Origin of the sequence: Nostoc sp. DedVER02, from assembly GCF_034530675.2 — a bacterium.
GTDB lineage: Bacteria > Cyanobacteriota > Cyanobacteriia > Cyanobacteriales > Nostocaceae > Nostoc.
The window spans coordinates 906,803-922,511 of sequence record NZ_JAVRCP020000001.1 but is presented as its reverse complement, the minus strand read 5'-3'; the positions used below and the strand labels follow the sequence as shown (position 1 = coordinate 922,511).

The following is a 15,709-nucleotide window of genomic DNA, read 5'->3' as shown; positions in this document are numbered from 1 at the left end:
TGGTATATTTAGTCATCAAATGTTCTCCTGATTCTTTAACTATTCTGAATTCTGAATTCTGACTCCTGAATTCTTACATGAAATCTAACCAATTAACCTCATTTAGTAAGCAGAAGTAATGACAAGTCAGTTTTGGGAAAAAAGCAGAGAAATTAATACAGTTCTAACTAACTTGCTATTTAAGTCTGTACACAGACGGATACTATCTCAAGGTTGGTGGCTTTTGAAGAAGCGTCTGCTGCCATTATTATGTCTAATATCATTCGTTGCGGTATTGCAACTCAACACCTTTTCCCCTGTCCTAGCCCAACTACCTCCTCAACCTCGTCAGGAAATTCGGGGAGTGTGGCTGAGTGGTAACGACTTTAGCGTTTTTAGAAATCGCTCCAAGGTGCAAGCAGCCATGAGCCAACTGCGGCAGTTAAATTTTAATACTGTTTACCCAGTAGTGTGGAACGATGGCTATACACATTACCCTAGCGCCGTTATGCAAAAAATGGGTATTCCCTTCTTCTTCAAGGGAACAGATGGACAAGATGTGATTGCAGACATTATTAGCCAAGCCCGCAGAGAAGGGCTACTAGCAATACCTTGGTTTGAATTTGGTTTCATGGTTCCCCTAAGTTCAGAACTTGCGTCGCAGCATCCAGATTGGCTGACACAAAAGCAGGATGGAACTCAAACTTCAGTTAGTGCTGCGGGTGAAGTAGCGTGGTTAAATCCTTTTCACCCCGAAGTGCAAAAGTTTATCACCGACCTCGTGATGGAAGTTATCACTCAATATAATGCTGATGGCGTTCAATTTGATGACCACACGAGCTTGCCAGTGGATTTTGGTTACGACAAATACACAATTAGTCTATATACTCAAGAAACTGGGAATCCTCCCCCACCCAATCCCCAAGCCCAAGCCTGGAAAAAATGGCGGGCAGATAAAATCAGTGCATTCATGGTAGACCTCTACCAAACCGTAAAAGCTAGAAAACCGAACGCTATCTTCTCAGTTTCTCCTGTTGATGCTGACTACGCCTATAAAGTGCAACTGCAAGACTGGCTTAACTGGGTACGGTTGGGTATTGTCGATGAGTTAGTCATGCAGGTATACCGTAATGAATTGGGAAGTTTTATCAGTCAAATTACCCGCCCAGAAATTTTAGAAACCCAAAAAATCATCCCAACTGGTATTGGTATTTTAGCGGGGTTACGAAATCGCCCAGTTTCTCTATCACAAATCCAACCCCAGGTGCAAGCAGCACAACAGCGCGGTTTAGGTATTGGCTTCTTCTACTACGAAAGCCTTTGGGATATTGCACCTGAACCAGCAGAGCAACGCCAGTCAGTATTTGCGGCTCTTTTCCCAAACTCAGCGTTGCGCGATATCTCTCAAAATATACCCCGCCAAACAACTTTTGATACTATATCTCTACCTTTATACACAAAACCTTCTCTCGGTCAACGTGTTCGCGGTTATTTTTTGGCAGTAGCGATCGCAGGTGGTCAGCCAAAACGTATTCTATTAGATACAGGTTCAGCAGGCATAAGGGTTCCCAAAGAGTTTTTAGGTAACGCTCCCATCCAAAGAACCGGACAAAATATCAAAGAAGTATTAAGTGATGGTACTATCCTCGAGGGAGAATTAGTTTATACTAACGTCCGATTTGGTTTGCTTCCTGCCACCGAACCTCTTCCAGTACAAATTGTTACTAGTCGCCAATGTACTGCCCAAAAACCTAAATGTTCTGCAAATAACGGTGTACCATTTGCTGGTATTGTCGGTGTCAACTATTTTGAAAAATCACTTCTTTATAACCCGTTAAGAAAATTACCAGGCAATTTAAGTAACGGATTTATAGTAACTGGAAATGGTGGGACTAACAACAATGGCAGCCTAATTCTCGGTTTAACTGCTGAAAATCAAGCAGGTTTCAAAATGGCTCCTTGGAGTCAACAACCTGAAATAAATGGTGTACCCGGTAAAAGATGGGACTCTCGCCTAAGTAAAGTTTGTTTAACTATTGCTGGGAGTGCTGCTAAAAATTCTTGTAATGCCACAATGATTACTGATACTGGAACTATTAATGGTTTGACTGAATTCAAGTCAGCTTCTACAGCAGGTATCAAACCAGGAGTATTAGGTTCAGCAAATGCCGTGAAAGTAGGAATTAATGGCATTTTTGATTACAGTTTGAAACCCGCAACCCGCGACGGATTTAATCGCTGGAATCTGAGTATCTCGCCACAGTCAGAACTGCCTATATTTGTAAATACTGGAATTGCATTTTTTGATAAATACGATGTCCTCTTTGACCAAGTTAATGGAAAACAGGGTTTTCGCAGTCGGCGGTAAAACTTAACACTCCATCACAAGTTAAATTTCCCAACATCCAGAAAAAGTAAATGTAGAGCAGTAATTTAGCAGTACAAACTCTGTAGCACAAAGGACATTATGACAACTGTGTAACCTATGAACTGTAAACAAGAGGTTGATAATTAGATATACGTTCTTTAACAACAAGCCTCTCTGTATCTACGCCTCCTTTAGAAATATACTTTTTCAGCAACTTACCCACAATCGAAATACCTTGCTCAATTTCCTCTTGCGAGAGACAGAAAGTTAAACGCATCGCTGGATAACCTTGCTTATCAGGGAAAAATGCCGAACCACACGCCAGGTAAACATTTTGTGCAAAAGCTTCCTTACGAATTGTCCCAATCGGAAAATTATCTGGTAACTGTACCCAGAGAAACAATCCACCCGTGGGAACTGTCCATCGGATTTCTTCAGGAAAATAACGCTCTAAAGCTTGCAGCATAGTATTACGACTTTGCAGATTATCTGTGCGAAGTCGGCTGAGGTGACGGCGGTAATGTCCTGAAGCGAGATATTCGCTAACTATTGTTTGCGAAATACTAGATGTATGCAAGTCGTGAAGCAACTTCCGTTCAATAATTGCTTGATAATGCTTCCCTGTAACAACCATATAGCCAACTCGTAACCCAGGCATTAAAGTTTTAGAAAATGTGCTTAAATAAGTTACCAAATTATTTTTATCTAAAGCTTTAATTGGTGCTGGCACTGCATCAAAATTTATGCCTTCATAAGCATTATCTTCCAAAATAGGACATTCATATTTTTCAGCTAATGCTAATAACTGTTGACGATGATTTTGTGTTGTCGTCAATCCAGTTGGATTGTGAAAAGTACTAATCGTATAAATTAACTTCGGACGGTGGCTGTGGAGATATTGCTCTAATAAATCTAAATTCATCCCCTCCGCAGTCATGGGAATACCAATAATCTTGGCTCCTAAGTTTTCTAAAATAGAAATTGCACCATAATAAGTGGGAGCTTCCACAATTACCCAATCACCAGGTTGGACATAATAACTCATCGCTAATGACAACCCTTGCTGAGAGCCATTAGTAATAATTAAATCTTCTGGAAAAACCTCTAATCCTTGATGTACTAGCATCTGGGCAATTTGTCTGCACAGAGTTAGTTGTCCTTGAGGCATCTCGTGAGGAAAGAAAATATCAGCATCATCATGTCTGAGCGCTCGTCTAGCAATAAGATTAATATCTTTTGGTGGACGAGGATAACCGTAACCAAAATTAATCATTCCTGGCTGTGTTTGCGCTTGCACCAGTGGAGTGTACATATCATAAAAAGAACACTTTCCTGGTTTTGTAATTATGACATTTTGGGCTGGAGCAAATTTAGATTCTAGGTTGGCACTCTTGAGAGAAACGCTGCTGACAAAATATCCTGAACCCTGACGAGCAGAAACAATTCCATCTGCTTCTAAAACGTTATATGCTTCAATAACTGTGAGTTTATTAACTTGTAAACTCTCTGCCAGAGAACGGATAGAAGGGAGGCGATCGCCACTTTTGAGTGCGCCAGATTTAATTAGACGACTGATGCGATCGCGGATCTGCAAATAAATCGGTTTTGGTGATTGCCGTTCTAATAAAATGTTCATTTTGGCGCACTCGTCAATGACTAAATAATCATCAATACTGGCAATATAAACTATTTCTACCAACTTTACCTAGTACAGTTGAGAGTTTTTTGACTATACCAGTTGGAATGCAGCTTAACTGTACTAGATCAAATCTGCCAAAACTGTACCTTCTCAGTTGCCAATTATTACGTGAAAGTATAAGTAATAGTCCATTCTTTATCAGGTGCTTTCACTATGAATAAATTTAATTTTTTGTTAAATTTACAAAAATATTGGCAACATTTTGTTATCTGGATAGCAAGTGGCTCTGACCTCCAAGTATGGCAGGAATCAGATCGGCGTGGTAAAATTTCTGCTTGGCACGCCTACGATCCAATCACAGGCCGCTCTGCATGTTTTGGTTCTGAAGAAGAAATGCGAATTTGGATTGACAAATGTTACTACAGATAAAAATCCACCTGTTTTAAACGTTTAAAACCCCTACTTAACAGTAATTTATAACTTACGCGCGAGTTATAAAATAACGAACCGCAGAGGCGCAGAGAAGCCAGTGCGTTGGGCGGGTTTCCCGACTTGTAGCAACTGGCGCGACACAGAGAAATGAGAGTTTGAGAGATATTTTACCTAAGCCCTATAATTACGAATTACGAATTACGAATTACCCAAAGCCTCCTCCTCCAGGAGTCTCTATCACGAAAATGTCCCCAGGTTTCATTTCTGTTGTTGCTGTGCTGTCTAAATTCTCTTCAATTCCATTTTGACGTTGTATCCAGTTGCGTCCGATAATTCCGGCTTCCCCACCATTTAATCCAAAGGGAGGGATAACCCGATGTCCAGAGAGAATATTAGCTGTCATGGGTTCTAGAAAACGGATGCGGCGGATAACTCCATTACCACCTGAATATTTTCCTTTACCACCGCTATCAGGACGGAGGCTAAAGCTTTCTAAAAGTACAGGATAACGAGTTTCTAAAACTTCTGGATCGGTCAAACGGGAGTTAGTCATGTGAGAATGAACACCATCAGTTCCATCAAAATCAATTCCTGCTCCAGAGCCACCGCAAATGGTTTCATAATATTGATATTGCTCATTCCCAAAAGTAAAATTATTCATCGTTCCTTGAGAAGCAGCCATAACACCTAAAGCGCCATATAAAGCATCAACAATGGTTTGAGAAGTTTCTACATTACCGGCCACTACTGCTGCTGGGTAAATTGGATTTAGCATACAGCCGACTGGTATGATAATTTCTAAAGGGTTAAGACACCCAGCATTAAGTGGAATATTATCATCAACCAAAGTCCGAAAGACATATAAAACTGCGGCTTGAGTTACAGCTTTAGGAGCATTAAAGTTACTATTTAGTTGCCGAGAAGTTCCAGTAAAATCAATGGTAGCGCTGCGGCTTTCTTGATGAATTGTAACTTTTACTTTAATTGTTGCTCCATTATCCATTTCATAAATAAACGAGCCATCTTTAAGAAGATTGATAGCCTTTCTTACCGATTCCTCAGCATTAGCTTGCACAAACTTCATGTAAGCTTGAACAGTCTCAATTCCGTATTGTGAAACCATTTTATAAAGTTCTTGTCCTCCCCGTTCATTTGCGGCAATCTGTGCCTTAAAATCAGCAATATTTTGGTCAGGGTTACGGGCAGCATAAGTATGATTTAAAAGATGTTGTTTAACTGCGGTTTCTCGAAAATTTCCTTCTTCAACTAAGAGAAAATTATCAAAAAGAATTCCTTCTTCTTCTACTGTGATACTATGGGGAGGCATTGAACCGGGAGTAATTCCACCGATATCTGCTTGGTGTCCGCGAGAAGCGACAAAAAATAGGGGAGTCGGGAATGGGGAATAGGGAATAGGGAATGGAGTATTTTCACGATTTTCTAGAAAAACAGGAGTAATTGCAGTTACGTCGGGAAGGTGGGTTCCGCCGTTATAGGGATTATTAGATAAATAGACATTTCCTGGTTTTAGGGTGTCGCCTTTATCGTTAATTAAACTGCGAACACTTTCACTCATAGAACCTAAATGTACAGGAATATGGGGGGCATTTGCCACTAATAATCCCGATGAGTCAAAAATAGCACAGGAGAAATCTAGCCTTTCTTTAATATTCACAGATGTGGCTGTGTTCTGTAACACAATTCCCATTTGTTCAGCGATAAATTGATAGAGATTCTTGAAGATTTCTAAACGGACTGGATCTGGTTGAGATGTTGTGTACATTTTTTCTTATTTGTTTAACTTTGATAAATATTAGATAGATTTTATCTATAGTCTGTTGATAGACTTTGTAAAATTAGATGATTGCGTTCAGTTAATCTGGCATTCCAGCTAGGTTCAACTACAATTGTGCTAATTTTTTCAACAACGATCGCAGGCCCATTAATACTATCTTCTGGTTGTAAATCTTCCCGTCGGTAAACAGGGGTTTCATGCCATCTATCATTACTAAATATTCTTACTATTTCAACAGATATAGGAGTTTCATCTAAAGGGCGACTCCGAATAATTAAGGGTTCTTCAGGAGTATCCATTTTCTGAATTACTTCTACTGAGACTGATTCGACAATTAAAATTTTTTCTAATTGTATAAAACCATAACGGGATTTATGTTCATTTTCAAATTCTTGTCGCATAACTCCCACATCATCGGCAAAGCTAACGGTCAATGTAGAGTTAGTTCCTTCATATTTCAAGTTAACTTTTTTGACTATTTTTACTTCACTATGTAATTCATCTATTTCATTTATACCTTGAGTTTCTAAATCTTCCATTAACTGGTGTAATTTAGGAATTAATACTTGGGTTAAAGGCTGTTCCACTCCTCCTTCTCTAATGGCTCTAACATCAGCTAATCCCATTCCATAAGCGGAGAGAACACCAGCATAAGGGTGAAGAAATATTTTTTTCATTCCCAAGGTATCGGCAATTAAACAAGCAACTTGTCCGCCTGCGCCGCCAAAACAACAAAGTACATATTGACTGACATCATAACCCCGTTGCAGACTAATTTTTTTAATTGCGTTCGCCATGTTTTCTACTGCGATCGCAATAAATCCAGCCGCTACCTGTTCGGGAGTACAATTATTGAATGTCGCGGCTTGAATATCTTGGGCTAATTGGCTAAATTGTTGAATGACAGTATCTTTATCTAAAGGTAAATTACCATCAATTCCAAAAACCGATGGAAAATATTGTGGGTGAATTTTACCTAACATCACATTGGCATCAGTAACCGCTAATGGCCCACCACGTCGATAACAAGCAGGCCCAGGATTTGAGCCAGCAGATTGAGGCCCGACACGATAACTAGAACCATCAAAAAAGAGAATTGAACCGCCTCCAGCCGCAATGGTATTAATTGCTAATACGGGAACTCGCATCCGCGCCCCAGCAATTTCTGAATCTAGTTGTCGTTCATACTCTCCTTTAAAGTGGGCAATATCTGTACTTGTCCCTCCCATATCGAAGGTGATAACTGATTCAAAACCTGCTCTTTTACTAGTTTGAACTGCGCCGACAATACCACCAGCCGGGCCACTTAAAATACTATCTTTGCCTTGAAATTGTTGGGCTGCAACTAAACCGCCGTCAGATTTCATAAACATTAATTTTACTCCAGGTAGCTGACTCGCTACTTGGTTGACATAGCGACGGAGAATCGGAGTTAAATAAGCATCGACTACTGTTGTATCTCCCCGACTAACTAATTTCATTAACGGACTAACTTGATGAGATACAGATATTTGTGTAAAGCCAATTTCTTGGGCAATTTTAGTTATTTGCTTTTCGTGATTATGATAGCGATCGCTGTGCATAAAAACAATAGCACAACTCCGAATTCCTGTGTTGTACACTTCTTCTAAGTCATTCCTAGCTTGTTGAATATTTACAGCTATTAATTCATTTCCATGAGCATCATAACGTTCGTCAATCTCAATAACCTGCTCATAAAGCATGGTTGGTAAAACAATATGACGAGCAAAGATGTTAGGACGGTTTTGATAGCCAATTCTTAGCGCATCTTTAAACCCTTTAGTGATGAGAAGAACAACGCGATCGCCTTTCCTTTCTAATAGTGCATTTGTTGCTACTGTTGTCCCCATTTTTACTACTTCTATAGCTTCAGTAGGAATGGGTTGATTGCCGGAAATACCCATAATATCCTGTATACCTTGAATCGCTGTATCTTGATATTGTTCGGGATTTTCTGAAAGCAGTTTGTAGACTATAATCCATTGCTTTTTAGGTAGAGCCACAATTAAAAAACGTTCAGGATGTTTTGATAGTCTGTCTATAATTGCCTGATTATCAGTAACGGCAACAATATCTGTGAATGTACCACCGCGATCGGCAAAAACTTTTAACATAATTCTGTTTCCTCAACGCTATATCATTTTCTACAGCCTCTTCTAAAGCATCGATCGCATTTGCTAGAAGATTCATAAATATCTGATTCAGTTGTCCAGCATAACATTCGACTAATGGCAAATCGCCGTACTCTTTGATAACCTGAATTGTCAGAGAGTTAGATTTAGCCTTGAAGCGATGTTCCAGAATCATTAATGTATTATCTATACCCTCATGGATATTCACAGCTTTCATATCTGTTTCATCTAACCGGGAAAAGTTTCGCAGAGATAAAACAATTTCTGTGATTCTTTAAACACTGACTGTCATAGAAGTTAGCAAGTTAGGCAAGTCTGCTATCAGAAAACTCAAGTCGATCGCTTGTATTTCTTCTTTAATTTAAGTTACTGGATTAGGATAGTTTTTCTGGTATAATTCCAGTAGTTTTAGTAAATCTTCAATATACTGATTGGCATAAGTGATATTGCCATAGATAAAGTTGAGTAGCATTCCGAAAATCACCGCAGGTATCCAAACAAAAATAGCTTGGGAACCAAGGGCAGCGTGAATTGCTGGAACCAATGCTACCCAGGAAATATGAGCCGTTAAACCGAAGCCCCAACTTTCAACAGCACTCAGGCTTCTAGTCCAGCGAGGGTAAGAAGATTGGCCCAAAGTAGAATGAGCGGGATGGGGCATGATTGGCAGTGCTGGATGGGATACTGTAATTAAGCTTATTAGCTAGAGTTTCCATCTTCTAAATGTTCTGAACAGAGACTTTTTGCTCAGAACCATAACATATTCACAACGCCAGCATTTATTTAGCTATCTTTACTCCCACTCCATACTTTCAGGAAGCTTCTTATTGAGAAAGCGATCCATACACCGCTCTGCTAAAGCCGCGATGGTTAGGGATGGGTTAGTGCAGGCAGTCGAACCAGGAATCAAAGAACCATCAACAACAAATAAGTTAGAATAGCCGTGGACTTTACCGTAAGTGTTGCATACAGCACCCATCGTTGCACCACCAAGAGGATGCGCTGTAGCACTAAAGTCAAACGGTGCGCCAAAAGTAGTACCATTAGCTTGATTTAGTCGTTGGTAAGTATACTGATTAGCTTGGGTAATTTTCTGATTATTGGCTGAGTCTTTCGGCCAGAACAGATTAGCTGATTGCGTAGAAGTATTGTAAGTCAGATAGCCCTCTGGTTTGGCGATCGCTAGGCTAACAGGAGCTAACACCCCTTGCGGAACTATCGGAAAAGGAAGTTGCTCGCTCACCACTGGAGCAATTGGATTATCAAAGTCTTCAATTACTACCGATGCTGGCCCGCCTAGTGTGGCATTAGTTTGACCAGAGGTAACGATCGCACTCACCGCATCACCGTTAGTTCCCCACAATTTTCCAACTTGATTGTTCAGGCGGCGCAATGTGCCATTATTTTTGGCACGTAAAAGCAATTCAGTAGTGCCAATGGAACCGGCTGCTAAAAATAGATAGCGACAGATAAAGGATTTTTTAGACAGTACAACTCCCCGCTCATCGATTTGATTGCAGGTAACTCGGTAACGCCCAGCATGGTATTCTTCGATCGTGTCTACTACATGTAGGGGTCGAATTTCCACCTTTTTAGTAGCTTCTGCCATGCTGAGATAATTTCGATCTAAGCTGTTTTTCGCACCACTGTTAAGCCCATAGTAAACTTGACCTGCGATCGCCGAAGGAACCTTCTTACCCGCAATTTCTTGGCGAACGATATCCCAATCAACAGCGACATCAAGCTTTTTAGCTTTTAAACCAGCTTTAGCTGCTTGCTCTAATAAAATGCGACTGGCCAAATAGTAGTCTGTCTGTAAAATATCATCCGGTATGGGAGATGGTTTGAGGATGGAACGCACTCTTGGATAGTAAACTTTATCCAGTTCCTCATATTTGATGCTGCGTGGAAAAACTTGATAAAAAAGTTCTTTAGTTGGCTGATAACTGGCAGCATTGTAGACTAGCGAACCGCCTCCCACTCCTGCCCCACGATAAGCAATAATCCCATCGCCTACCTTAACATCAAGGACACCAGTATAAATATCAATTGGAACTTGATTGAATATAACTGTAGTCGGACTTAACCAAGTAGACCGACCATCTGGATTTTGATATGTGGAGAAAGTATTACCTGCGTCGGTTATCGGCCATCGTCGTCCCCGCTCCAATACTATGGTTTGAATTCCAGCTTCACCAAGGCGCAATGCTGCAACTGCTCCACCAAAACCGCTACCAATCACCAGCGCTTCTACACATTCTTCACCACGATAGGTTGCAGAAGCAATGTTAGGCACAGCTATACTTGCGGTTGCTGCCAGTGTTGCCTGAATAAATTGACGACGTTTAATTACGCCTGACATAGTTGATTTCCTGTACGAGTTGATTATGCACTGACATGTTGACATACCAGTTGAAATAACTAGCTGTAATTAATGTCTTTAAGGATTTACTGAAGTAACTTGAAAATCTCGACCACCTGGTTATGGCAACTTCTGTTACATTGGTTGCACAATCCCAAAAATATCAGTATCAAAAATAGTTGATCTGCCAAATTGCCAAAAATTTGTTTTTGTGTATTTGAAACTTCCAAATAAACAAATATTCAACTACTGATTGCAGGATAGATGTCTCGCCTGTAACACTTCACGGTATTCTTGATCAAGCGTCAGCGAACTTTAAAAAGTATGGGTGGCAAACTAATTGTATTTGAAGGGGTGGAAGGCTGCGGCAAAACCAGCCAAATGCAACTTTGTTCTCAGTGGTTGGAAAGTCTGGGTGTTTCTGTAATGGTAACTCGTGAACCAGGGGGAACAGAGTTAGGCTTACATCTTCGCCGCTTGCTACTAGAGAAGGCAGAGGATAAGCCAGTTGCTGAAGTGACAGAACTTTTATTGTATGCTGCTGACCGATCGCAACACGTTGAACAAGAACTTAAACCAAATCTGGCAGCAGGGAAATATATTTTATGCGATCGCTACACTGACTCTACCATTGCCTACCAAGGATATGGTCGCGGTTTGAATATGAGTTTAATCAATCAGCTTAACAATATTGCTACTGCTGGTTTAGAGAGTGACTTAACTATTTGGTTAGATGTCGATGTCGAAGTTGGACTTTCCCGCAAACGGGGAGATGGAATCGGATTAGATCGTATTGAACAAGAAGCGATCGCTTTTCATCGGCGCGTTCAGCAAGGATACGCAGAGTTAGCAGCATCCAATCCCTCAAGAATTGTGCGGGTAGATGGCAGTTTGAGTAAAGAAGCTGTACAACAAGTAATTCAAGAAATTTTGCGCGTACATCTGCACTTGGCGAAGTAGGCAGAAATAAACTTTCACTACTTGCCTTTTTTCTCATCCAGTGCTTTCTGAATAGCTTCTCTACAGAATTCAGGAGGGTCGTCTTGTTGCTGCACTTCCTCTTTCATTGTCTTAGTGATGCGTAAATTTAATCTTTCGGTTAATGGTTCTTCTCTGTCTGTAGTGAACGGTTTTAGATTCTCTGGCTTGCCCTTATTCTTGGTCATTTGTATAGAAATATAAATAATAGCGTTTTCCACATGCCTACCAGTGGAAAATGTTTAGTTGGTGGATGTTCACCCTGGTAAAGTTTGCATCCACCGATACCACTTTTACAAATGGGTAATTCTATTTTATGTTCACAAGGTCAGAACTCGAAATCAAAACCACTGCTGAGTTAAGAGACTTATGCAGGCGTTACGGATTAAAACCTACCGGGAATGGAGGGTATAAGACTAGTTGGATTGTCACGTTGATGGCATTCCCACAGATAGCACTCTCTCAATTAAGGCAAGGACGAGGGTTAAAATCACCAGGCTTCAGTGTTATTCAATTTCTCGAAGGGGTCGTAGATGAGATGAACTCCCCCACTGATGAACAAGCAGCACTAATTCGGATAACTTTAGAGCGCAAGGCTATGACCTACCCTGACCGATATGACCAAGAGAGTTTACTAAACTTGCACAAAGCTAAAATGCACCTTGAGATGGCTATCGGGCTGCTAAATCAGTAAATCAGTTGACGAACCGAAAGTACTTAGTCCCTAGCAACCTAAAGCTGGGGACTTTTTGCGATGTGCTACTTATTCATTGATTGAAATTCCAAAAGCTACACAACTTGTTCAGACTAGTAGTTCGCCAAGGAAACTTGGCGGGGTAAAGGGGAAGGGGGAAGGTGGGGCCCCCTCTGGGGATAAGGGGCGGGGGGAAAGGGTTTAAATCCCTTACCCTTTTCCCTTTCCCCTTTTCCCAGTCCTCACTTAGCATTTTTGGGTTGGCAGACTACTAGCTAGGAGTATGGATGATACCATGTTCGGGGAACTAATGGCGATCGCAGCCACTGCAAAAAATTATTGATTGACTATGCCAAAGATTCAGATTAACGGGATTGATTTGTTCTACGACATTAAGGGAACGGGTGAGCCTTTGCTATTAATAGCTGGCTTCCTTTGCGATCATGCCTATTGGTCACTGCTGATGCCATCGTTAGTTTCGCAATATCAAGTGATTCGCTTAGACAACCGAGGTATGGGGCGAAGTTCTGCCCCCGAAACCCCCTATAATTTGAAACAGATGGCTAATGACGTTGCGGCATTGCTCGATCATCTTGCGATCGATAAAGTGCATCTAGCAGGTCATTCAATGGGTGGTCAGATAGCGCAAGAGTTAGTGTTAGCACATCCTGAAAAGGTACAAAGTCTGATGCTACTTTCATCCTTGGCAAAGGGCGATCAATTATTTAACAGTATCATTGAGACTTGGGGCGATCTCTGCGGTAATATAGACTTGAAACTTTATGAAAAAGTCGTCTTACCCTGGATATTTACAGATACTTTCTACGCGATTCCTGGAATGATTGAAGGACTAATCGAATTTGCAATCAGATATCCTTTCCCGCCAGCAACTCATTCACTCCATCATCATAGTCGAGCCATGCTTGATTTTGATACAACAGACCGCCTCCAACAAATTCATTGTCCTACCCTAGTTTTAGTTGGGAAACAAGACATTCTTACCCCGCTAAAGTTTTCCCAGCAACTTGCTCAAGGCATTCCTAACGCTGAACTTGTAGTCCTCGACCGTGGTGGTCATGGCTTCTTAATTGAGTCGCCGGATATTGTGATTTCAGCTATACTTAACTTCCTGCGAAAATTGAAGCCAGCTTATACCGTTTCTTCGTGAAGCTGCGCTAAATCTCTTAATTTCTTATTTCTTCTCTTCGAGACGCTACGCGAAGGCGTACTTGGCGGTCTTGGCGGTTCGTTCTTTATTTCTTGCACTATTAGGCGCATCTTCATACAGAATTTGTATTACACTATGTAATCAATCAAACTGCCTCTCTAAAAGTCGATGATTCTTACCCATTTTTTATTACGAATTACGAATTACGAATTTAAATATTCAGCGACTTTCTAATTTAGCAACTCGCGCCTCTAATTTATTGACTTGTTGCTTCAATTCAACCACCAAAGTTGCCAACCGATCAAACATCGGATCTTGCTGTGATAAATTCCCTCTGGAACCACTTGACTGTCGTGGGGTAAGTGTTGTTCTTCGGGATGGAGACTGGCGACTTCGACCGAGTTGAGACTCTATCTGGTTTAATCGTGACTCGACACGATTCAAGTCCGCTTCCAGATTGTAGATGCGGGAGTTCACTTGCTGCGATGAAGCAGTATTTCCCAATAACCCACCCCAGATAATTGTTGCTAAAATCCCGGCAAATACTAGCACTTGGATTTTTTTCATAACAGTCTATTTAGACAGTATCTGTTAGTCTGGCTACAGAGTATAAGTCTATAGCCACTTCACTTATTTATCCTTTATCAAATTAGAAAATAGCTTCTGCCAATCGATATAGTTAACAGTATTATCTGCCTGTTTTACCTCAAAGGTGACATTACAAGCTTTTGCTAATTTTAACGCTTGCACACAAAGTTCTGCCACATCCTCACGGCTGACTTTGCCCTTAATATTATCACCTTGCTCGAATATTAATTCCTTGCCACCTGATTCTTCAGTTAAAGCACAAGGTCTAATAATCGTATAAGGAATTCCGCTTTCTCTTAAACTATCTTCTCCCTTCAACTTCCAAGTTAAAATTCCTCCCAATTGGTCATTTAATTTCACTGCTGGCGGTTCTTCATCTAAATTAATACCAGGGCGGCCGGGACGAGTCACGCCTGCTGAACTGACTAAAATAAATTGTGGTAAACTTGTCCCACCATAAGCTTTAATTGATTCCAACTCCAAAGTAAAACCACCGGGAGAAAATTTGGGATTCAAAGCCCCATCGTGTTCAAATTTGCTCAACATCAGTTGGAATGAACAAATTCTATTCTGCTCAAGTGGCGGCGCATCTTTGACAATTTTTGCCCGAAAGACGGGAATCAAATCTACAAAGGGAATATGAACATCGATCCAGGTATTAGCTACGGTATCGAAAGAATAGTTATATCCAATACCATCCCATTTTGTATCTGTCCGTAGGAATATTTTATAACGTTGACCGTCACCTTTGAGGCGCAATTTCACACCTTCATGACCGGATAAGTTGAAGGGTGGATCAAAATTTTTAGTTCTTACAGAAGCAAATCCGCCAGAGTTAGCGGTGGACACATTACCAGCAAACAAAGCTGTATTTTCTATTAATTGGATATTACTAGCACTCACGCCACCCATCACCACATCATCCAGTGCCCCCCAGTTATCTTTTAATTCTGCTGATGGCTTTGTGAAATCAAATATTAGTTTTTCGTTTGCTTGGGGTAAATATTTTGCAGCCGCTTGGACTAAATTTTTAACACCTTGATATTCGACATTTTCTGGAGTGTCGCCAACAATTTCTGGTTGGTAAAATTTAACACCTTGATAATATTTGGCTCTATCTGCTGTGTCTCCTTCAACTGGTTGCACGCGCACTGCTGTGCAACAAACTACAGCTTGAATATCAGCCATAACTAAAGGAGTTAAAGTTTCTGGTTGAGTGATATCCGCAACTACTAAATCTATATCATTACCAAGAATTGACCTAGCTTTGTCAATATCTCGAACTAGGGCGCGAACTTTATAACCCTGTTGGAGCGATCGCTGCACTACTCGTTTACCTACACCACCTGTTGCACCTGCTACTAATATTACACCCACGTTTTTCCCTCCATTGGGTCTATTTTGATTATCCTTGGGACGACCTTGGATTAACTGCTGTACCCAGTTAAGGAAAGGAATTACCTCAAAGTAAGTCAGGGTTTCGATAAACCTGCCTAAATCCCATTGAGAACGATTTTTGTCAGTCATATTTGCGTCCTCATAACTTTCTTTAG

12 protein-coding genes and 1 pseudogene are annotated in these 15,709 nt (G+C 40.8%); 5 read left to right on the top strand and 8 right to left on the bottom strand.

The features are described from left to right. The first annotated feature begins 118 nt into the window (after positions 1-118). A complete protein-coding gene (locus tag RMZ41_RS04110; protein WP_322644131.1) occupies positions 119-2,347 on the top strand; it encodes a glycoside hydrolase family 10 protein in 2,229 nt (742 codons plus the stop codon). A gap of 115 nt (positions 2,348-2,462) precedes the next feature. On the opposite strand, the gene RMZ41_RS04105 is transcribed toward RMZ41_RS04110, so the two are convergent. Continuing rightward, entirely contained in the window at positions 2,463-3,983 is a 1,521-nt protein-coding gene (locus RMZ41_RS04105; protein ID WP_322644132.1) for a PLP-dependent aminotransferase family protein, read from the bottom strand. Positions 3,984-4,199: 216 nt separating this feature from the next. Between RMZ41_RS04105 and RMZ41_RS04100 the strand changes: the two genes are divergently transcribed. Next, on the top strand, positions 4,200-4,415 hold the full coding sequence (locus RMZ41_RS04100; RefSeq protein WP_322644133.1) for a hypothetical protein: 216 nt from the start codon (positions 4,200-4,202) through the stop codon (positions 4,413-4,415). Between the two features lie 208 nt (positions 4,416-4,623). Here RMZ41_RS04100 and RMZ41_RS04095 read toward each other — a convergent pair whose 3' ends face one another. The 4 genes and pseudogenes from RMZ41_RS04095 to RMZ41_RS04080 all read right to left on the bottom strand — a co-directional run bounded on the left by RMZ41_RS04095 (position 4,624) and on the right by RMZ41_RS04080 (position 10,728). Beyond that, on the bottom strand, positions 4,624-6,201 hold the full coding sequence (locus tag RMZ41_RS04095; protein WP_322644134.1) for a hydantoinase B/oxoprolinase family protein: 1,578 nt from the start codon (positions 6,199-6,201) through the stop codon (positions 4,624-4,626). Between the two features lie 41 nt (positions 6,202-6,242). Further along, positions 6,243-8,348 carry a hydantoinase/oxoprolinase family protein gene (locus tag RMZ41_RS04090; RefSeq protein ID WP_322644135.1) on the bottom strand — a complete coding sequence of 702 codons (2,106 nt, stop codon included), beginning with the start codon at positions 8,346-8,348 and terminating at the stop codon, positions 6,243-6,245. Positions 8,349-8,376: 28 nt separating this feature from the next. Then, a pseudogene (locus tag RMZ41_RS04085) lies at positions 8,377-8,832 on the bottom strand (sensor histidine kinase); the annotation flags it as partial. Between the two features lie 327 nt (positions 8,833-9,159). Next, positions 9,160-10,728: a GMC oxidoreductase gene (locus tag RMZ41_RS04080; protein ID WP_322644136.1), complete on the bottom strand. Its 1,569-nt coding sequence runs from the start codon at positions 10,726-10,728 to the stop codon at positions 9,160-9,162. 324 nt (positions 10,729-11,052) lie between these two features. On the opposite strand from RMZ41_RS04080, the gene tmk reads away from it, so the two are divergent. Next, complete coding sequence (gene tmk / locus RMZ41_RS04075; RefSeq protein ID WP_322644137.1) at positions 11,053-11,688, top strand: dTMP kinase; 636 nt, start codon at positions 11,053-11,055, stop codon at positions 11,686-11,688. A 17-nt stretch (positions 11,689-11,705) separates the two neighbouring features. Here tmk and RMZ41_RS04070 read toward each other — a convergent pair whose 3' ends face one another. Next, entirely contained in the window at positions 11,706-11,894 is a 189-nt protein-coding gene (locus tag RMZ41_RS04070; protein WP_292750468.1) for a hypothetical protein, read from the bottom strand. 128 nt (positions 11,895-12,022) lie between these two features. On the opposite strand from RMZ41_RS04070, the gene RMZ41_RS04065 reads away from it, so the two are divergent. Both RMZ41_RS04065 and RMZ41_RS04060 read left to right on the top strand, forming a co-directional pair. Further along, positions 12,023-12,400 carry a hypothetical protein gene (locus RMZ41_RS04065; protein WP_322644138.1) on the top strand — a complete coding sequence of 126 codons (378 nt, stop codon included), beginning with the start codon at positions 12,023-12,025 and terminating at the stop codon, positions 12,398-12,400. A 349-nt stretch (positions 12,401-12,749) separates the two neighbouring features. Beyond that, a complete protein-coding gene (locus RMZ41_RS04060) occupies positions 12,750-13,568 on the top strand; it encodes an alpha/beta hydrolase (protein WP_322644139.1) in 819 nt (272 codons plus the stop codon). Positions 13,569-13,787: 219 nt separating this feature from the next. Here RMZ41_RS04060 and RMZ41_RS04055 read toward each other — a convergent pair whose 3' ends face one another. Next, positions 13,788-14,135 carry a hypothetical protein gene (locus RMZ41_RS04055; protein ID WP_322644140.1) on the bottom strand — a complete coding sequence of 116 codons (348 nt, stop codon included), beginning with the start codon at positions 14,133-14,135 and terminating at the stop codon, positions 13,788-13,790. 63 nt (positions 14,136-14,198) lie between these two features. Then, a complete protein-coding gene (locus RMZ41_RS04050) occupies positions 14,199-15,683 on the bottom strand; it encodes a CIA30 family protein (protein WP_322644141.1) in 1,485 nt (494 codons plus the stop codon). Between the last annotated feature and the right edge of the window lie 26 nt (positions 15,684-15,709).